Raw genomic sequence first — 18,908 nt, forward strand, 5'->3', positions numbered from 1 at the left:
AAATACTCCTCGCTAGATGGAATCTACTAAAAACTTATCTTGCTTGCTTTCTGAAAACAATCTTTCTTATGAAAAGATTTACGAGCAGTATTTTCAGATGGTAGTACGCTATGTCCAAAAAAATAGTGGTAGCTATGAAGACGCACAAGACTTATTTCAGGATACCATTTTGGTAGTTTTGAAGAAGCTCAAACAAGATGACTTTGTACTTTCCGCTTCTCTGAAAACCTACTTGATGGCGATTGCCAAAAATTTATGGCTCAAAAGGCTAAGAGAGCAAAAAAATAGACTGCGATTTATAGAAAGCAATTCACTTTCTTTATCCGAGCAAGAAAACAGTTTGGTGCAGAATTGGATAGATGATGAAAGGGGCTATTGGGAAAGAGTACAATCTTACATGCAAAAAGTGTCAAACCACTGTCAAAACTTGCTCAATGCCATTTTTTTTCACAACAAAAGCATAGAAGAGGTGCAAAAGGAATTTAATTATAGCACACGCCACAATGCCCAAAACCAAAAATATAAGTGTTTGGAACAGGTTAGAAAGGTAAAAGAAAAAGATTATGATGAATTGTAAAAACAAAAAAATACAATACAACAAAAAACCTCTCCACAAAGGGAGAGGTTTTGGGGGTAAGATGTCTTTTAGAACGTTGTCGTTACAACGATAAAATCCTTAAATGCACCCCACCCCAAACCCCGCCCCCATAGGGCGGGGCTTTGATTTGGCATCATTTTTTTATGCGAGCATAAAAAAATGATTTGGTTTTCGAACCCTCCCCTATGGGGGGAGGGCAGGGTGGGGGTTCAGCAGGTTTGCGTTAGGCACAAAATCCCCTTTTTTGACCTTCTGACCGTTGTAACAACGTCGCTACAACAAAACGACTTCTAAAATTGGGCTTATTCCTGCACTTTGATAGTGAGGGCGGCTTGTCCGTTTGCACCTTCTTGGATACGATTGACCAAAATAAGACCAAATTTGCCTGCCTGTGTGCGGAAGGCATAAACTTTATTGACTTCTAAGGCTGTGCGTGAGCTGCTGCCTTCGCTTGCGCCGTCATTATCGGGCTGCGTACCCGCGTTGTAAGAAGTTTCGAGCTGTCTGCCGTTGGTAATGCCGTTGAAATCGTTGGTAGTCAGGGCAGTAAGTTTGAAGCGCGTGTCGTTTCTTTGCGACCAAGTGTGTACGCCATTTTCGGTAAAGTTGCTATTTGTACCATAGATAAAATCTACCGAATTGTCGCGTGGCGAGCCTACTACTGCGCCTTGAATTGTACCGAAAAGGTAGGCAAAATCGATGTTGGCTGCATTTTGTTTGGCTTGTGCAATAGAGAAAACTTGGTCTGAACCTGCGCTGGCAAAGCTACCCTGTGCGCTGCCTTGCGCTCCTAAGGTGTAAGTGCGCACCAAAGTAGGCGTAGGGGCTTCATTGACCACAACGGTAAAGTCGGCACGACCCGAAGTACCCTCTGTGTCGGTTGCGATAAGGGTAAAGACGATTGTTTTGCCCGCATCATCGTTGGTAGTGAGGTAATCAAGACGACCTTCATGGCTGCCCGTCGAGGTAAAAGAGGAGATGGTTTGAAGGGTTACGCCTTCTTTTTGGATTTGAATTTGATTAAGCGTGCCTTGTGTCGTTACGCTATAATTGGCAGAGGCAGTTTGTCCTACATCTACCGTTACACTTTCAGGGTTTAGAATGATAATAGGAGCAGGAACGATGTCTTCTGTTGTGTCGCCGCAACTTGAAAGTCCGAAAGTAGCGAGCATCAAAAGCGCGAATAATTGGAAAGCATGAATTTTTTTCAGCATAGTGCTTAGATTTTTTAGTTAGTTTTTAGAAAAACAAAGACTGACTCCTAATTTTGCCCTCTCAAAAGGCGCGGCATTAGAAAAAGTCAGGTCTTTTTTGTGTGCTGCAATATTTGAGCCAAATAAGAAAAGATGGTATTTTATCTTTTCAAAATTGCACTTTAAAAAGATAAAATGCTGATTTTGAGGCATAAAATCGGTATTTTAAAACAAAGGGCGCGTTTTAGGGTTCTATGCAAGAGTTTTCTTTTTCGAGTAATTTTGAGTAGAAACGCCTACCTTTGTGGGCTTCTCATTCTGGCAATTCTATCTTTTGTATGCACACTTCGTCTGTTTCCGCTTCTTCTTCGCCCGTTTCTGTTTCGAGTGCGAAAGTAGGCGTGCTTTTGGTCAATTTAGGCACACCTAACTCTCCTTCTGTGGCTGATGTGCGCAAATATTTGCGCGAATTTCTCTTAGATGGACGTGTTATCGATATCAACCCTGTGGCACGTTTTCTTTTAGTCAATGGTATCATTGCACCCTTTCGCGCCCCCAAGTCGGCAAAAGAGTATCGCAAGTTATGGACAGAAAAGGGTTCGCCCCTGATGTTTTATGGGGTAGAATTAGCCGAAAAGTTACAAGCTCTGCTTCCCAAAGAATATTTGGTGCGTTTGGCTATGCGCTATCAACGCCCAAGCATACAAGAAGGCTTAGATTTTTTACAAAAAGCGCAGGTAGAACGCATTATCGTTTTTCCACTTTTCCCACAATATGCCTCCGCTACAACGGGTTCTGTGCATCAGCGCGTGATGGAAATTGTGTCTAAATGGCAGCTTATCCCCCAAATGACGCTTGTAGATAGCTATCCCACTCACCCCAAAATGATTCAGACTTTTGTACAAAATGCGCAAAAACTTTTAGCACAAGAGCAGTATGAGCATTTTGTTTTTAGCTATCATGGGCTTCCCGAAAGGCAACTTCGCAAGGCAAGCAGTTACTGCCGTCTGGGAAATTGTTGCGATAGTCTTTGTGCCGAAAATCGCCTTTGTTATCGCGCCCAATGCTTCGAAACCTCGCGTGCCTTAGCGCAGGGTTTGGGTCTGGAATCGCACCAATACAGCGTTTGCTTCCAATCGCGCTTGGGCAAAGACCCTTGGATACAACCCTACACCGAAGATGTCGTGATAGATTTGGCAAAACGCGGCATCAAGCGCGTCTTGGCATTTTCGCCCGCCTTTGTAGCCGACTGTTTGGAAACAACGCTCGAAGTAGGCGAAACCTACAAAGAAAATTTCGAGGAAGCAGGCGGCGAACATTGGCAACTTGTAGAGAGCCTCAATACCGAAGCCCTTTGGGTAGAGGCGGTGCGCGATATGATTTTGGAAGCCTAATTTTTCTAAAATCTAACAACCACTAACCCCCCGTTATTCCCTACTGATAGGTCGTATTTGGAAACTACGCCTAACTTTTGGGCTATTTTTTGGGTTATGGGAACACTACGGACAACGAGGAGAAACACTACGGACAACAGGGGGTTACGCCTCTCTAATTTCAACACCATTGTCTATCATTTTCTGGTGAATAAGAGGAGCATATTCAACATCAAATTTATTTTCTGTAAAAAAATGATATTTTTCATCATCATATATTAAAGTGTTATTTTTCTTATAAAAAATATCGTAATAAAAAAATGTTACATCATAAATTTTGTCATAAATTTTATACCTTTTTAAGAAAAAATCGTTTATCTTTTCTGTCCATAAGTGCGATACCTTATCTGATACTAAGTTAAGCATTTCATCTGAAATATCATTAAATATAATGTTTTTATGCACGTTACTTTTTTGTATATTTATTTTGTTATTTAAAAAGTTACTTAAATTAAATATACAAATATCTTTTTTCAGGTATTGAGCTTGATACTCAATATGCTCTTTTCTTATTTTTTCTCTATTCTTGCCTGAGCTACTTTTTATTTCTATTAAAAATTCTTTAATATCTTCTATATCTGCTTTTGTAGCATCAATTTTTAATACATAAGTACGGCGTTCTGTGAAATTCATTGATGATGAGTGATTAAGGGTTAATGACTCCCGTTGGGCGTAGTCTCCGACTACGACCTATCAGTGCGGCAAATCTTTGATTTGCGCTGTAAGATACTGCAAAAATAGCAAAAAACAAATACAAAATGCTATTTTGTAGATGTTTTAATAGCAGCAGCCCCGAAAAGCTAAGATTTGCGGAAGGGATAAGGCTTAGTCGCAGACTAAACCTAACAAGGAGCGATTTACCCCTAAATTTCCTCATTTTTAACAACTTTTTTGAAGACCCGATGCTCAAAGCCGTCGTATTAGGTATCCGTTGTTTTGACAGGAGGCGGAGTCCATTCTATTATTCTTATAATTCTATCCATATTTTTGTATTTTTTATCTATTTTTTTATTATTACTTCTTATTATAAAATCAATTTTTATATATATATTATATTTTTCATTATTAGGCACCCAATCTATAAAAAAAGAAGGAAGCATATAAGATATGATTTCTGTGTTATTTTTGAAATCGTACTCACCACTTTTTGTAATTAGTTCCGCCATATTTTGTCTTGTGCCACTATCTATAAACAGTGATGCTAATATTATGGCAGGGTGAATTGACTCATTATATGTATTTGTAGCCTTATAATAACAAATTAAAGTAGCATCTTCTTTATTTTTATCGTTACTATGTTTTAATTTTAAATCATATAAATTGTTATATTTTACGCCTTTGTATAAAAAATACATTTTTGTAGAAATATTTGTATTTTTTAAAACATCTTCTCTCGTTAGCTTTACACTTACGCAAGAATTTACCAAAAAAAACAATAAAACACAAACTATTATACAATTTATTTTCATTTTCTTATGATATAATTTATGTTGTTTTTAATATTTGCATTACTTCTTGTATTTGCTTTAATTGCACCCCCGTTGGGCGTAGTTTCTGACTACGACCTATCAGTTGCGGCAAATCTTCGATTTGCGTTGTAAGATACTGCAAAAATAGCAAAAAACAAATACAAAATGCTATTTTGTCTATGTTTTAATAGTAGCAGCCCCGAAAAGCTAAGATTTGCGGAAGGGATAAGGCGTAGTCGCAGGCTAAACCTAACAAGGAGCGATTTGCCTCTCAATTTCCTCATTTTTAACAACTTTTTTCAGTACCCGATGCCCTATGCCATCGTATTGGTAGCTGATTTCGACGTTTGGTTTCAATACTTTAATAATTTATCTTTCTAAGATAAAATATTCTATATCATTATCTGATAGTATAGCAGCATATATTTTTTCTTCATATATACTGTAATATGTAATTAGAATATATTTTGTTTTATTTTTGTAAAAAATAGATTCTATATCATAGTTATTATTTGCAATTTTTTTATACAAAGACGCATGTTCATATCGTGTTTTTTTATTTTTTGAAAAATATTTTGTTATATCATTTTTTATTTTATTTTTTTTTATAGGGTTTAGTACTACAAGTGGAAACTTTATTATTTCATTGTTTTTATGTACATGTAATGTTATGTATGTATTTATTATAACTTCATTATAAAGAAGTGTATATAATAAATAAATTAAAATAGTAAAATAAACAATTTTAGTTATTATTTTCATTTTATTGTAAAAATTAAGGTGATACCCCCCATTGGGCGTAGTTTCCGACTACACCTATCAATGCGGCAAATCTGTGATTCGCGTTGTAAGATACTGCAAAAATAGCAAAAAACAAATACAAAATGCTATTTTGTAGATGTTTTAATAGCAGCAGCCCCGAAAAGCTAAGATTTGGGGAAGGGATAAGGCTTAGTCGCAGGCTAAACCTAACAGCAATGATGTTAAATTCTAAAAATTAGGTTCGCATATAGGGATAAGGCACTGCCTTGTCCGAAATACTGTCGTGAGATTGTGCTAGACTTGCGAAGCTAGAGCTTCGCGCTACAGGGAAATAGCTTTTTCGTATAAACAACTGAAAATCAACATTTTACAAAAAAATTAGACCACTAACCTAAACCCTACCCTTGGCACGTTTTCGAGGCGAATCAGGCTTTCTTGGCTCAAATATTTTCTTAGGCGCGAAATAAAAACATCTAAACTCCTGCCTGCAAAATAGTCGTCTTCGCCCCAGATTGCTACCAAAATCGCTTCCCTTTTTAAAAGTTGATTGGCATTTTTACAAAATAAGGCTAACAAATTTCCCTCCCTTAGCGTTAGAGAACGCCGCTGCTGTGTAGGAAGGTGGATAAGTAAAAGATTGTCGACTTCGAAGCGGTAACTATGCAGGATAAAATATTGGGCAGTCATTTGAAGAGGGGTATCAGGTAGGCGCGTCCGTTTCAAAAAAATCTCTACCTTCAAAATTAGCTCCTCCAAACTAAAAGGCTTGGTAATGTAATCGTCTGCCCCCAACTTCAAACCCTTGATTTTATCTTGGCTCAATGCTTTTGCCGTTAGAAAGAGAATCGGGACATGCGTATTTTGCTTGCGAATGGTAGTTAGAAGCTCGAAACCATCTATTTTGGGCAACATCACATCAAAAATACAAAGGTCGAAATTCTCTGCCTCGAAGTGGCTCAAAGCCATATCACCCGTCTGACACCAACAGACCTGATACCCTGCCAAGACCAAATGCTCCTCCACAATAAAACCCAAAGTGGTATCATCTTCTACCAATAGTATCCTTTTTTGCATGGTTTATTTCGTATAAAGTGGAATTTTGATAAAAAAAGTAGTGCCATTTTCTAAGCTACTTTGCACTTTTATTTGCCAGCGATGCGCCCTAACTACCTGCTTTACATAACTTAGCCCCAATCCAAACCCCTTTCTTTCATGGCAGTCTGCCTTTTGTACGCGAAAAAAGGGCTGAAAGATATAGGCAAGTGCCTTTTGCGGTATGCCCTGCCCTCTGTCTTGCACCGAAAGCTGCACAAATTTCGCCCCTGCTTCGAGCCTCACTGCTACCCAGCCTTGCTCTTGCTGCTGATATTTGTAGGCATTGTCTAATAAATTAGTCAAGGCATTTTCCAAATGCAGGCGGTCTGCCTCTACCAAACAGACCTGCGGACAAAGGTGTAAATCGAGCGTTGCTTCGCCCTGCATGGGCATCAGTCGTAACAAGACCTGATAACGTGCCACTAATTCTTTTAGAAAAAGACCGACATCAAGCACTTCTTTTTGAAGTGCCTTTTCTATCTTATTTTCCAGCATCAAATGTTCGAGTAGGTAGTTCATGTGATGTTCGAGCTTTGCACTTTGTTCGCCCACAATTCGGACGTAAGTATTGGCGCGTGCCGTTGTAACCTCTTTGGATAGCACCTGCGCAGTTAGGTGTAAAATAGAAACGGGAGTTTTAAATTCGTGCAGCATGTTATCGAGAAATTGCTTTTGCGCCAAAGAAAAACGCCTTTGCCTAAGCAAAAGATAGAAAGAGTACGCAAAAAAAGAGATGACGATAAAAAACAAAAAAACGGAATAATACCAAACTTCCATTTCGGCAATCAGTTCGGTTTCTAAGGTAGGAAAGCGCACCCCAAAATAATAGCTATGCCCTTCCAAATATGCGTCAAAGGGCTTATTTTGAGGCAACTCTGTCTGTGAGCCTTGTCGGACGTACTTGCCATACTGCATCTGGTCGGTATCACAATCATAAATGCCATACTCGAAATCGAGTGGCAAGCCCTCCTGCTGAAAAGCCTTGCCAAGCGCGTATTCTAATATATCAGGATTGATTTCACAATTAAAACTGACTAAATAGTAGTTATTAGACACCTTATAGATAGGATTTTCGGAAGCCAACATACAAGATTGACTTCGTGCCAACTCTTGGGCAGTGTGCCAAAGTATGACCTGCAAGCGTTGTTCTATTTGTGTGCTTTTGATGTCGAAAGCCCGACTAAGCCAATAAAACTGCACCAAAGTAAGGCTCAATAGTGCTAAGGCTGCGCCCACAACCAAATTGCGAAGGGTAGTATTGCTCATAAAATTGAAGTATGATAGGCAAAAATAAAGGTTTTCGCGCCCTTTTCTGCTTTCTTAGGGCGGTTTAACAAGCCCTTAACAAGTATTTGAAAAGGCATGTGAAAGGGCTTGCTCACTATGCCCTACCTTTGTTGGAGTGCTTCAATCGCAGGCACAATTATTTTTTTCAATCTCTAATCTTCTTTATTATGAGCAAAGTAAAATTCTTATTCCTCGTGTTTTTCTTAGTCGCTGGCACTTGCGCAGCCCTTATGCCAAGCCCTGAAATCAGATGGGAAAGTACCAATCTGGCACTTGGTAAAATTGCGCAGCATCAGCCCATTACCCTCAACTACCATTTTGAAAATCAGGGACAAGCCGCCCTATTGATACAAGATGCCAAAGGCTCTTGCGGCTGTACGCAGATAGAGTACCCCAAAACGCCTTTGAAGGCAGGCGAAAAAGGACTTATCAAAGCTACCTTCAATGCCGCCAGCATAGGGCAGTTTCATAAAACCATTACCATTCGCACCAATAGCCCTGAGCAGCCCAGCGTTACCTTATCTTTTCAGGGCGAAGTAGTGGCACAGAAGTAAGGTTTTAATAAAAGTATTCCTATTTTTTAAAAAGATAGGAATACTTTTACCAAATAAAAACAAAAAATTATTGCTACTCTAATAAGTTTGTAAATCGTCGGATTCTATGATGATAAGCCCCTCTTTCGAACTATTCAACACCGAAACCATAGAGGCGGCAACTTTTTTGGCTTCTATGCCTTTATACTTTTGGGGAATAATCGGATTTAAAAGGCTATCAAAAACTTTTGCCAAATCCTCGCCTGTGCGCTCTTCCTGACGCGCTCCCAAAAGCAAAGAAGGACGCGCGATATAAACAAGCTCAAAATCAAGGTGCGAAATTTCATATTCTACTTCACCTTTTACCTGATTGTAGAAAAAAAATGACTTTTTGTCTGCTCCCATTGCCGAAACCAAAGCCACTTTCGGTATGCCTGCCTGTGCCGCCTTGCGTGCCAAATTGACGACATAGTCGTAATCTACCTTTCTAAAAGCCTCCTTGCTGCCTGCCTTTTTGCGTGTAGTGCCTAAGGCGCAATAAAATTCGTCGGTATCGGCGAGAAAACTTTTTAGGTCGGTGGTTTGAAGGGCATCGAAGTCTATGACACGCTGCTCCAATTTGTCATGCGTCTGTGCAAGCGGACGGCGCAACAAAAGTTTGATTTTCGCATATCTTTCGTCTGCAAGCAGTTGCTGCAATAGCATCTCTCCTACCAGACCTGTCGCACCTGCGATAAGTGCTGTTTTTTGAGAAGTTCGCATAGTATTTGATGTTTTTGTATTTAAAATTCTAAAACAATACCCAATCCCAATCCCAACAAAATTAGAAAAGGCGCGGGAATTTTTGTGAATTGTAAGATAAGAAAAGTAAGCACCACAATCGCACTATTGAGATACGAAAAGGGCAGCGATTGAAAAAGCAAAATCGAGCCAGCCACTACCATACCGCTGCTTGCCGCATTGATGCCCTCTAAGGAAGCACGCACAGGGCGGTATCTTTTGAGCTGTTCCCAAAATTTTATCACAAAAAAAATCAGGAGCGCACCCGGTAAAAATACGCCAAAAGAGGAAACCAAGCCGCCTATCGAGCCGCTAAGGAAAGGATTGAGCAGGGTGCTTCGTTTCATCATGCTCACCGAGCCGATAAAAGCAACAAAGGCAAAAGAAGGACCGGGCAGAGCCTGCGCCACCGCATAGCCCGATAAAAACTCCTCTGCGGTTAGGTATTTTTTAAATTCTACAAATTCGGTAAATAAAACGGGTATCAAAACCTGCCCCCCCCCAAAAATAAGGCTGCCATTTCTATAAAAATTTTCGAAAAGAAGGATTGCTACTGAATTTGTCGCATTTCCAAAAATAGCAGCAAAAGCGAAAATTCCCAAGTATAGAAAAAGGCTACGCCACTGAATTTTGTATTTTTTCCTTTTCCTCTTTTTCTTGTTTTTTAAATTTGAAAGCCGAGATGCCGCCCGAAGCGACCAAAATCAGCGGAAAAAGCCAAGGGCTTCCTACCCAATAGGAAAGCAGTGCGGAAAGGGTCATCAGCACAAGTGCCGTTTTGGTTTTGATGACGCGAAGGGCAATTTTTAGGGCAGCATACACCATAAAACCCACTGCAATAGGTTGTATAAAGCGGGTAAAGTGCAAAGAAATATTAAATTCCTTCAAACTTGAAAAAAAAATAGCGATAAAAGTAAGGGCAAGCGTGGAGGGGAGCAGCCACACCAAAAGGGTAAGCAAAGCCAAAGAAGTGCCGCCTCTTTTGTAGCCGATAGCCGTTAGGGTTTGTGTGGAGGTAGGACCGGGCAGGATTTGGCACAAGGCATAGAGTTCCATTAGCTCTTCCTCGCTCAAATAGGCGCGTTTTTTCACCAAAATATCTAAAAAAAGGGCAATATGCGCTTGCGGTCCTCCGAAGGCGGTCAGGGTGAGCAGTAAGATGTCTTTGAGAAAGATATAATGGCGAATTTTTTTCATATCGACCGCAAATTTATACACTTATCAAACCGCACCAAACCGACTCTGCCTAAGCAAGTGCAGCTCGATGCGATTTGAGAAAGCAGGGAGGAAAGATAGCCGAAAATAAATCAAATCTATTATTTTGAGCCTATTTTTTGAGCAAGCCTAATTCTATGAGGCGTTCAGTCAGAAATTCCCCCGCTGTGGTGTCTTCGTAAAGTTTTGGATTTTGTTCATCTATACAATTAGAAAGACAAGACAAGTCCATGCTTGAACGTGGGTGCATAAAAAACGGAATCGAGTAGCGCGAGGTGTGCATCAGTTCGCGTGGCGGATTGACGACCCTATGAATGGTAGATTTGAGACGGTTGTTGGTATGGCGTGAAAGCATATCGCCTACATTGACGACCACTTGTTCGGGCAGAGCCGTAATGGGAATCCATTTTCCGTCGAGGCGCAAGACTTCTAAGCCGTCTGCACTTGCACCCATGAGCAGGGTGATGAGGTTGATGTCGCCATGTGCTGCCGCCCGCACCGAGTCGGCAGGTAGCGCGTCGGGATTTTCGATGGGAAAATAATGCAGCGGACGCAAGATGCTATTTCCGTATTTTGCTTTGTCGTCGAAATAGGTTTCATCTAATCCCAAATGCAGAGCTACTGCACGTAGGAGTTCTAAGCCTGCATTTTCTAAGGTACGAAAGGCATAAACGGTCATTTTCTCAAATTCAGGCACTTCGTCGGGGAAAATATTAGGGGTGTATTCCTGCAAGACGGGGTTTTCCGCTGCCTCTTGGGGTGTAAATTCTTGCCCGATGTGGTAAAATTCCTTTAAATCGGGTACGGCATGCCCTTTGGCAGTTTCGCGCCCTTTGCTCACGTAGCCTCTCTGCCCTGCCAATTCTATCTTTTCATATTTTTTTTTGGTAGGCTCATCTAAGGCGAAAAACTTTTGAATGGCTTGGTACAAATTCGCTTGGTTGGTGTCGTCGAGTCCGTGTCCTTTGATGGCGACAAAACCTATGTTTTCGAAGGCATTGCCTAAGGCTTTGACAAATTGCGCCTTGCGCTCGCCGCCTGCGCGGAAGTCGGCTAAATCCAGCGAGGGGATTTGGTCGTATAAAATCGTGTTCATATCGGTAGAATGGGAGAAGGTGTGAAAAAAAGGGTTCTCAAAAAAAGCCCTATCGGTTTTCCAACCAAATAGGGCTTTTTGTATCTGCCAGAAAATCGGCTTTTTTCATATCCGACTTATCCGAAAAGGCAAAAAGGCTTAGAAACGCATTTGGAAAAGGTCTGAACCCTCCCAAAGCATCGAGCCGATGAGCCAAAAGATAAAGATAGAAGGAAGCAAGATAGCAAATATCAAGACTTTGGTTTCATGGCGCAAGTGCATAAATTCGGCTACAATATAAGCCGCTTTCACCAAAGTAAGGAAGATAAAGATGAAATTGCGGAGTGAGCCAGCTTCCATCGTAAAGGCAAAGACAAACTCTATCGCCGTTACTAAGGCTAAGATGCCCGCTACCGTCCAGATTCTCTTGATATTTTTTGCACGCTGTTCGCGCGGAGAAAGAGTAGAATCGTGATGTGCCATAAAGATAGTTCGTTAGAGAAAGAAGGTAGGAATAAAGAAGGGAAACGGCGACTTAGACTAAGTAGAAGAAAGTAAAGACAAAGACCCAAACCAAATCTACAAAGTGCCAATACAAACCTACTTTTTCAACCATCTCATAGTGTCCGCGTCTTCTATACACGCCCATAACGGTATTGTAGAAGATGATAACATTCATCACCACTCCGCTAAATACGTGGAAGCCGTGAAAACCTGTAATGAAGAAGAAGAAATCAGCAAATAGCGGCGGACCGTACTGATTTTGTGTGAGGCTTGCGCCGAAATAAGTTCCAACTTCGATGGGTTGCTTCATAAATTGCTCTGTACCTGCAATAAAGTGCGCCCATTCCCAAGCCTGACAGCTAAGGAAGGCTACGCCTCCTAATACCGTCCAAAGCATCCATTTTTCTACTTCGGCTTGTTTCTCTTCGGGTGTTAATGCGTTGCTGTGTCCTGCTTCTACCGCCAAGACCATCGTTACGCTGCTAAGGATAAGAATAAAGGTCATGATACCTACAAAGACCAGCGGCGCGTCGAGGTCGTGCATCAAAGGCACAGCGTTGAAAACTTTTTCGGGGATAGGCCAGTAGCTTTGTGAAAACACAAAATCTTGGGGGCTGCCCTCGAAAGCAGGGAAGGCGAAACGCGCTACCCCATAGGCAATCAGAAAGGCAGAGAAGGTAAAGGCATCAGAGAGCAGGAAAAACCACATCATCAGTTTTCCGTAGCTCGCTTTCAGTGGTTCGATACCACCTCCCCAAGGATTTTTCTGTTGTAGTCCTGATTCTTGTTCAGGCGCAAGGGTTTGATTTGCCATATCGTATTGATTTACAACTGAATGGAGGTTGAGTGAGGGTTTGTTTATCTGTTATTGCACGTAAAATTATAGAGTTTTGCGCAAATTTCCTTGTCTTTGCCGCTTTTTTTTCGAAAAAAATACAACAAGAACAAAAAAATAGCGTGTGCGGCTCTCCTTTTGGCTGCAAAGTACCCTATTTGAAACACAATTTAAAGAAAAAATACAACACCGCCAACTTACTACGCAATCATAGCACCCCAATCGCACCCAAAAAGAAAAGGGCAGTCTGAAAGGCGTTCTCTTTGTGTTTTAATCCAACTTCGGAAAAGGCAATACCGTTTCCCTACAAAGGCTACCGCCTTACGCGCCGAACGGCTCTCTGTTTGCGGCTTTTTTGCTTCACTTTTGAAAAAAAACGCTACCTTTGTGCTTTCAATCGGCAGGCTTGCCCCAAAACCCTAAGAACAAGAGGCGTTCTTAGGGTTTTGAAGGTTGAAAATAGCGGATTCTTCGCGCAACATTCAGAAACATTCAGAAAATTTCATGGCAAATATTGTAGCAATCGTGGGCAGACCCAATGTGGGCAAATCTACCCTTTTTAATCGTTTAGTGGAGTCGCGTCAGGCTATTATGCACGACGAAAGCGGCGTAACACGCGATAGGCACTACGGACAAGGCGAATGGCAGAACCATTTTTTCTCGGTCATCGATACGGGCGGCTATGTAGTAGGCTCGGAAGATGTCTTCGAAAAAGCCATTCGCGAACAGGTGGAAATCGCCCTCGAAGAGGCTTCTGTCGTCCTTTTTATGGTAGATTGTCAGGCAGGCATCACCCCCTTAGACGAAGAGTTTGCCAATGTTTTGCGCCGCTCTGCCAAACCCGTCTTGCTTGTCGCAAATAAGGCAGATAATCACCACTTATTGCAGGCTGCCCATGAGTTTTACAACTTAGGCTTTGCCGCCGAAATCTTCGCCATCTCCTCGCAAAGTGGCTCTGGTACGGGCGAACTGCTCGATAAGGTCATTACTTATTTTGAAGACAATGGCATCGAGAATCCACACGAAGGATTGCCACGCATTACCATCTTAGGACGACCCAATGTAGGCAAATCGTCTTTCCTCAATGTGCTTTTGGGCAGAGAGCGCGCTATCGTTTCCGACATCGCAGGCACAACACGCGACTCTATCGATACCGAATACAACTTTTTTGGAAAAAACTTTATCATCACCGATACGGCAGGTATCAGACGCAAGGCAAGGGTCAAGGAAAACATAGAATTTTATTCTGTCATGCGCTCTATCAAAGCCTTAGAAGATGCCGATGTCTGTATTATGATGATTGATGCCACACAAGGCTTGGAAGCGCAGGATATGAGTTTGATACGATTGGCAATTTCGCGCAAAAAAGGGCTTATCCTGATGGTCAATAAATGGGACATGCTCGAAAAAGATAGCAATACCGCCCACCGCTACACCGAAATTTTGAAAGAACGCCTCGCTCCCGCCGACTATATCCCCGTCGTTTTTACGTCCGTTATAGAAAAGCAGCGCGTCTTTCAAGTAATGGAACGCGCCGTAGAAATTGCAGAAAAACGCAAGACCCGCTTTGCTACCTCTGCCCTCAATGCCAAGATTCTACCCGAAATAGAACGCAATCCGCCGCCCTCCCATCGCGGACACCACATCAATATCAAATACATTACACAACTAAATGGCAATTATCCCATTTTTGCACTTTTTTCAAATCATTCCAAACACATCAAAGAATCCTATCGCCGTTTTGTAGAAAACAAAATTCGCGAACATTTCGGACTCGAAGGCGTGCCAATGAGTTTGGTTTTTAAAGAAAAATAAATCAATCCAAAACAACCGTTTTGCTATTTTTGAGCATACAAAAAATCTGATGCAAATGTAGGGACAATGCCTGCCTTGTCCGCAGGGAAAAATTGAAAAACTGTGTGGGTTCATTCGTGCATAGTTCGGACAACGCGGTGCGTTGTCCCTACAAAAAAATAAGGACAAGGCAATCAATACCTTGTCCTTACAAAAAACGGTTATTTAACATTTTATCGAGCCGCCCTACCAAATTTTGATAAGGTCGTCGCGGCGCATTTTATCGCCTTGTTTTACTTCGAAGGCTTCAAAGAACGGTTCAAAATTGGAAAGCGGACCATTGGCGCGGAATTGTCCGGGCGAATGGGGGTCTATTTCTATCAGACGCTGCAATTCTGCGTCGCGGTGTTTGGTACGCCAGATTTGCGCCCAACTGATAAAAAATCGCTGTTCGGGTGTGTAGCCGTCAATTTTTTCTTGGCTGCTACCAGCGGCTAAGGCGCGTTTCAGCCCTGCATACGCCATCGTAACGCCCCCTAAGTCGGCAATATTTTCACCCAAAGTAAGTTCGCCTTTTACGTGCAAGCCATCTAAGACGGTGTATTCGTCGTATTGCTGCACTAATTTTTTGGTGAGTGCCTCAAAAGACTGCCTGTCTTGCTCTGTCCACCAGTTTTCCATGTTGCCGTCTGCGCCGTATTGACTGCCTTGGTCGTCAAAGCCATGTGAGAGTTCGTGTCCGATAACTGCACCAATGCCTCCGTAATTGACAGCATCATCGGCAAATTCGCTAAAAAAGGGCGGCTGCAAAATAGCGGCAGGGAACACAATTTCGTTTTGTACGGGATTGTAATAGGCATTGACGGTTGCAGGGGTCATGTGCCATTCGCCTCTATCTACGGGCTTTCCGATTTTCTGCATATCCTCGCCAAATTCCAAAGCATAGGCGCGTTGGATATTGCCCAAATAATCATCGGCTTTGATAACCAAACCTTCATAGCTTTTCCACTTGTCGGGGTAGCCAATTTTATAGACAATGGCATTGAGCTTTTCTTTGGCTTTTACTTTGGTAGCCTCGCTCATCCAAGCCAGACCATCGATGCTTTCGCCAAAGGCAGTGCGTATGTTTTCAATCATGGCGGCGGCTTTTTCTTTTGCCTTCGGGCTAAAAGCCTTCGCCACATAAAGTTGTCCTACGGCGTGTCCTACCTTGCCATCTACGGTTTCGATGACGGTCTTCCAACGCTCTTGTTGTGATTTCTTGCCGCTTAAAGTTTTTTGGAAAAAGTTGAAATGCTCGTCGGCAAAATTGCTACTTAGGAAAGGCGCGGCGGTATTGAGCAAACGCCACTTCTGATAGTGCTTTAAATCGTCCAACTTCGCCGTTTTGAGCAAATTATCCAGACCTACAAAAAAGGCAGGCTGCCCCACGACAATATCAGTAAGCCCATTTGCACCCAAAGCATTGAAATAACGCTCTGCCTTCAAGTTGGGATATTTTTTGGCAAAATCTGCAAATGCCATTTTGTTGTAATTTGCTTCGGGGTCGCGCAATTCTTTCGGCTCTTTCGCTACCTGTGCCAACTTCTTTTCTAAGGCTATGATATTTTTAGCCACTGCCGCTGCATTGGGCGTACCTGCCTTTTCGAGCATTGTAGCGACATATTTTTCAAAGGCAGCAAGTTGCGCATCAAAGGCTTTTTGGAGGTAGTAGTTTTTGGTAGGAAGCGACATGCCACCCTGATAAAGAGAAAGAATGTTCTGCGTGCTATTTTTTTCGTCGGCATCTACCCAAAGCGAAAAGAAAGACGAAACCCCCATTTTTTTCTGCTCTGCCGCCACTACCAAAAGCTCTTCTACGCTGGTAGCCGCCTCGATAGCCGCCATTTGCGCCTGCAAAGGCTCGATGCCCTTTTGGTTGATGGTAGTCGTATCCATGCCGCTTTTATAGAAATCAGCGACAAGTTGCTGGGGCGAACCTGCTGCGGCGTTGGCGGTTAGGGCTTCTTCCACTACGTTTTTGAGAAGGCTCTTATTTTTATCGCGCAATTCGTTGAAACTACCCCAACGGGCTTCCGAATCGGGAATTTCTGTTTTGGAAAGCCAACTGCCATTGACAAATTGAAAAAAATCGTCTTGCGGACGTATTGAAGTATCAAAGTTTGCCAAGTCGATGGCTTTGTAATCGGCAGGAGCTTGATTTTGTGTTTCGGCTACCTGTGTGGTATCGGTCTTTTCTGTCGTTTGGCTGCTTTTATTGTCGCAGGCGAAAAGCGAAAGCCCTAAACAAGCAAAAGCCGAAAGCGTAAGGTACTTTCGTGCCGCAGTGTAGGGGGCAGCGAAATTGTATTTGGGAAAACTATCAAACATAGAGGAATAGGATTTGAGTGAGAAATATATCCGTAAGATTAGTTTGCAAAGGGCGTTTTTTCTTACAAAAAAATCAAAAACCCTAAGCCTCTCGAAAGGCTTAGGGCTTGAATCAGATTGAGCTTTATAAAAATGCCATTTTATTTCAAAACAACATCGGACAAGGCAGTGCCTTGTCCCTACCTTTTTGAGGTTTGAATCTTTAAAGTCTTTGCATCAAAATTTTAACCTGCTTTTCTTTCCAATCATAAAAATCGCCTGCCAAGATGTGCTTTCGCGCTTCTTTTACCAAGTGCAGATAAAAAGTAAGGTTATGCACAGAGGCAATTTGCGCTCCCAAAAGTTCATTACAACGGTGCAGGTGGCGCAGGTAGGCTTTGGTATAAAAGCTGCTGGCGTAGCTATTGGGCAAGCCTGCATCAAGGGGCGAAAAATCGTCTTCCCACTTCTTATTGCGAATGTTGATGATGCCTTCGGTGGTAAAAAGCATGCCGTTTCGCGCATTGCGCGTGGGCATGACGCAATCAAACATATCCACACCTAAGGCGATACCCTCCAAAATATTAGCAGGCGTGCCTACGCCCATCAAATAGCGCGGCTTATCTTGTGGCAAAATGTCGCAAACGGCTTGTGTATGTTCATACATCATCTCGGCAGGTTCGCCTACCGAAAGTCCGCCGATAGCATTTCCTTCCCTACCCTGCTCGGCGATAAATTCTGCCGAAGCGCGGCGCAAATCTTGATACACACTACCCTGCACGATAGGAAAAAGTGTTTGGTCGTAGCCATACTTGGGCGGCGTTTCATCAAAACGCTTGATGCAACGTTTGAGCCAACGGTGAGTCATTTCCATCGACTTCTTGGCATAGCCATACTCACAAGGATAAGGCGTACATTCGTCAAAAGCCATGATAATATCAGCCCCAATACTGCGCTGAATGTCCATCACGCCTTCGGGGGTAAAGTGGTGCTTCGAGCCATCGATGTGAGAGTTGAACACTACCCCCTCTTCGGTTATTTTGCGAATCTGACCCAAAGAATAGACCTGATAGCCGCCGCTATCGGTGAGAATAGGTCTATCCCAACCATTGAAACGGTGCAGCCCTCCTGCCTTTTCTAAAATTTCAGTAGTGGGTCGTAAATAAAGGTGATACGTATTGCCCAAAATAATCTGGGCTTGGATATCGTCCTTCAATTCGCGCTGATGCACGCCCTTGACTGTGGCGGCTGTGCCTACGGGCATAAAAATAGGCGTTTCAATGCTCCCATGTGCGGTTGTGATAGTGCCTGCGCGGGCTTTGCTCTTGGGGTCGGTGGAAAGAAGCTCGAATTGCATCTCTAAGGCGGGTTAGGTGTTGAATTGAAACCCTAAGAATGTTAGTGCCTCTTTTGAAGCCTCTTAGGGTTTGCGTCTTTTTTGAAACCTTTTTCTTTACGGGGTTCTTATCCTAAAAAGGCAGGTCGTCGTTGTCGTAGCTTTTCCCCTTCATATCCTCAAAGATAATATCTTCTATGTCTGTAATCTCTTTTTTGAGGCGTTGTGCCATGCGCAACATGTCGCGGTGCATGAGTTCGCGATGTTCGGGATAGACTGCTGCTAAGTGGCTAAGTAGCTTTTCGCGATTGATGATAGAGGTGCAGAAATAGACAAAGACAATCTTATCGCGCAAATAATCTTGCTCGGCTACTTCTAAGGCGACGTTGGAAAAACGTGTATCTACGCGAAGGAGGACATCTTCAAACGCCTTTTCGATGAACTTGTCCATTTTTTTAGCCACTTTTGCCATCTTTTCTCGCCTCTCTTGCTCTGCCTTCTTTTGGTCTGATTTTTTTTGGGCGACAGCATCTTGGTCGGCAGAAATAGCGTTCTTTTTCGCTTCTTTTCGTGCTTTTCGCGTCTTTTTGTGCTTGCTTTTGCGTTCTTTTTTGCCCATATCGGATTTTTTTGATGGTGTAAAGAAAAAG

Annotated in this window: 19 protein-coding genes; 4 read left to right on the forward strand and 15 right to left on the reverse strand. The window is 42.4% G+C overall.

Going from position 1 to position 18,908, the window contains the following annotated elements; all coding sequences use genetic code 11:
- Window positions 1–16: 16 nt before the first annotated feature.
- Window positions 17–577 (forward strand): RNA polymerase sigma factor, encoded by a 561-nt coding sequence (locus G500_RS0110925; protein ID WP_027002585.1) that lies wholly within the window; start codon window positions 17–19, stop codon window positions 575–577.
- Window positions 578–900: 323 nt separating this feature from the next.
- Here G500_RS0110925 and G500_RS0110930 read toward each other — a convergent pair whose 3' ends face one another.
- Window positions 901–1,812 (reverse strand): hypothetical protein, encoded by a 912-nt coding sequence (locus G500_RS0110930; RefSeq protein WP_027002586.1) that lies wholly within the window; start codon window positions 1,810–1,812, stop codon window positions 901–903.
- A gap of 317 nt (window positions 1,813–2,129) precedes the next feature.
- On the opposite strand from G500_RS0110930, the gene hemH reads away from it, so the two are divergent.
- Window positions 2,130–3,185, forward strand: coding sequence for a ferrochelatase (gene hemH / locus G500_RS0110940; protein ID WP_027002587.1), 1,056 nt, complete (start codon window positions 2,130–2,132; stop codon window positions 3,183–3,185).
- Between the two features lie 144 nt (window positions 3,186–3,329).
- On the opposite strand, the gene G500_RS0110945 is transcribed toward hemH, so the two are convergent.
- From G500_RS0110945 to G500_RS0110970, 5 genes are all read right to left on the reverse strand, one after another.
- A complete protein-coding gene (locus G500_RS0110945) occupies window positions 3,330–3,857 on the reverse strand; it encodes a hypothetical protein (RefSeq protein ID WP_027002588.1) in 528 nt (175 codons plus the stop codon).
- A 287-nt stretch (window positions 3,858–4,144) separates the two neighbouring features.
- On the reverse strand, window positions 4,145–4,693 hold the full coding sequence (locus tag G500_RS0110950; protein ID WP_154657127.1) for a hypothetical protein: 549 nt from the start codon (window positions 4,691–4,693) through the stop codon (window positions 4,145–4,147).
- 369 nt (window positions 4,694–5,062) lie between these two features.
- Window positions 5,063–5,455: a hypothetical protein gene (locus G500_RS0110960; protein ID WP_027002590.1), complete on the reverse strand. Its 393-nt coding sequence runs from the start codon at window positions 5,453–5,455 to the stop codon at window positions 5,063–5,065.
- A gap of 378 nt (window positions 5,456–5,833) precedes the next feature.
- Window positions 5,834–6,529, reverse strand: a complete 696-nt coding sequence (locus tag G500_RS0110965) for a response regulator transcription factor (protein ID WP_027002591.1) — start codon at window positions 6,527–6,529, stop codon at window positions 5,834–5,836.
- Between the two features lie 3 nt (window positions 6,530–6,532).
- Window positions 6,533–7,816 carry a sensor histidine kinase gene (locus tag G500_RS0110970; protein WP_027002592.1) on the reverse strand — a complete coding sequence of 428 codons (1,284 nt, stop codon included), beginning with the start codon at window positions 7,814–7,816 and terminating at the stop codon, window positions 6,533–6,535.
- 188 nt (window positions 7,817–8,004) lie between these two features.
- On the opposite strand from G500_RS0110970, the gene G500_RS0110980 reads away from it, so the two are divergent.
- Complete coding sequence (locus G500_RS0110980; RefSeq protein ID WP_027002593.1) at window positions 8,005–8,391, forward strand: DUF1573 domain-containing protein; 387 nt, start codon at window positions 8,005–8,007, stop codon at window positions 8,389–8,391.
- A gap of 78 nt (window positions 8,392–8,469) precedes the next feature.
- Here G500_RS0110980 and G500_RS0110985 read toward each other — a convergent pair whose 3' ends face one another.
- The 6 genes from G500_RS0110985 to G500_RS0111005 all read right to left on the reverse strand — a co-directional run bounded on the left by G500_RS0110985 (window position 8,470) and on the right by G500_RS0111005 (window position 12,758).
- Complete coding sequence (locus G500_RS0110985) at window positions 8,470–9,132, reverse strand: oxidoreductase (RefSeq protein ID WP_027002594.1); 663 nt, start codon at window positions 9,130–9,132, stop codon at window positions 8,470–8,472.
- A 20-nt stretch (window positions 9,133–9,152) separates the two neighbouring features.
- A complete protein-coding gene (locus tag G500_RS26545; protein ID WP_342664602.1) occupies window positions 9,153–9,752 on the reverse strand; it encodes a chromate transporter in 600 nt (199 codons plus the stop codon).
- A 13-nt stretch (window positions 9,753–9,765) separates the two neighbouring features.
- Window positions 9,766–10,347 carry a chromate transporter gene (locus tag G500_RS26550; protein ID WP_342664603.1) on the reverse strand — a complete coding sequence of 194 codons (582 nt, stop codon included), beginning with the start codon at window positions 10,345–10,347 and terminating at the stop codon, window positions 9,766–9,768.
- A 130-nt stretch (window positions 10,348–10,477) separates the two neighbouring features.
- Window positions 10,478–11,461, reverse strand: a complete 984-nt coding sequence (locus G500_RS0110995; protein ID WP_027002595.1) for an isopenicillin N synthase family dioxygenase — start codon at window positions 11,459–11,461, stop codon at window positions 10,478–10,480.
- A 138-nt stretch (window positions 11,462–11,599) separates the two neighbouring features.
- Window positions 11,600–11,923 carry a cytochrome C oxidase subunit IV family protein gene (locus G500_RS0111000; protein WP_027002596.1) on the reverse strand — a complete coding sequence of 108 codons (324 nt, stop codon included), beginning with the start codon at window positions 11,921–11,923 and terminating at the stop codon, window positions 11,600–11,602.
- A 52-nt stretch (window positions 11,924–11,975) separates the two neighbouring features.
- Window positions 11,976–12,758, reverse strand: a complete 783-nt coding sequence (locus G500_RS0111005) for a cytochrome c oxidase subunit 3 (protein ID WP_027002597.1) — start codon at window positions 12,756–12,758, stop codon at window positions 11,976–11,978.
- 525 nt (window positions 12,759–13,283) lie between these two features.
- Here G500_RS0111005 and der point away from each other — a divergent pair.
- Complete coding sequence (gene der / locus G500_RS0111015) at window positions 13,284–14,594, forward strand: ribosome biogenesis GTPase Der (RefSeq protein ID WP_027002599.1); 1,311 nt, start codon at window positions 13,284–13,286, stop codon at window positions 14,592–14,594.
- Window positions 14,595–14,819: 225 nt separating this feature from the next.
- Here the strand turns inward: der and G500_RS23255 are convergent, their stop codons facing one another.
- The 3 genes from G500_RS23255 to G500_RS23260 all read right to left on the reverse strand — a co-directional run bounded on the left by G500_RS23255 (window position 14,820) and on the right by G500_RS23260 (window position 18,877).
- Window positions 14,820–16,943 carry a M13 family metallopeptidase gene (locus G500_RS23255; protein ID WP_051203472.1) on the reverse strand — a complete coding sequence of 708 codons (2,124 nt, stop codon included), beginning with the start codon at window positions 16,941–16,943 and terminating at the stop codon, window positions 14,820–14,822.
- A 202-nt stretch (window positions 16,944–17,145) separates the two neighbouring features.
- Complete coding sequence (gene tgt / locus G500_RS0111030; RefSeq protein ID WP_027002600.1) at window positions 17,146–18,279, reverse strand: tRNA guanosine(34) transglycosylase Tgt; 1,134 nt, start codon at window positions 18,277–18,279, stop codon at window positions 17,146–17,148.
- Between the two features lie 112 nt (window positions 18,280–18,391).
- Window positions 18,392–18,877, reverse strand: a complete 486-nt coding sequence (locus tag G500_RS23260; RefSeq protein ID WP_035757146.1) for a hypothetical protein — start codon at window positions 18,875–18,877, stop codon at window positions 18,392–18,394.
- Window positions 18,878–18,908: the final 31 nt, after the last annotated feature.

It is taken from the genome of Hugenholtzia roseola DSM 9546, from assembly GCF_000422585.1.
GTDB classification, from domain to species: Bacteria; Bacteroidota; Bacteroidia; order Cytophagales; family Bernardetiaceae; genus Hugenholtzia; species Hugenholtzia roseola.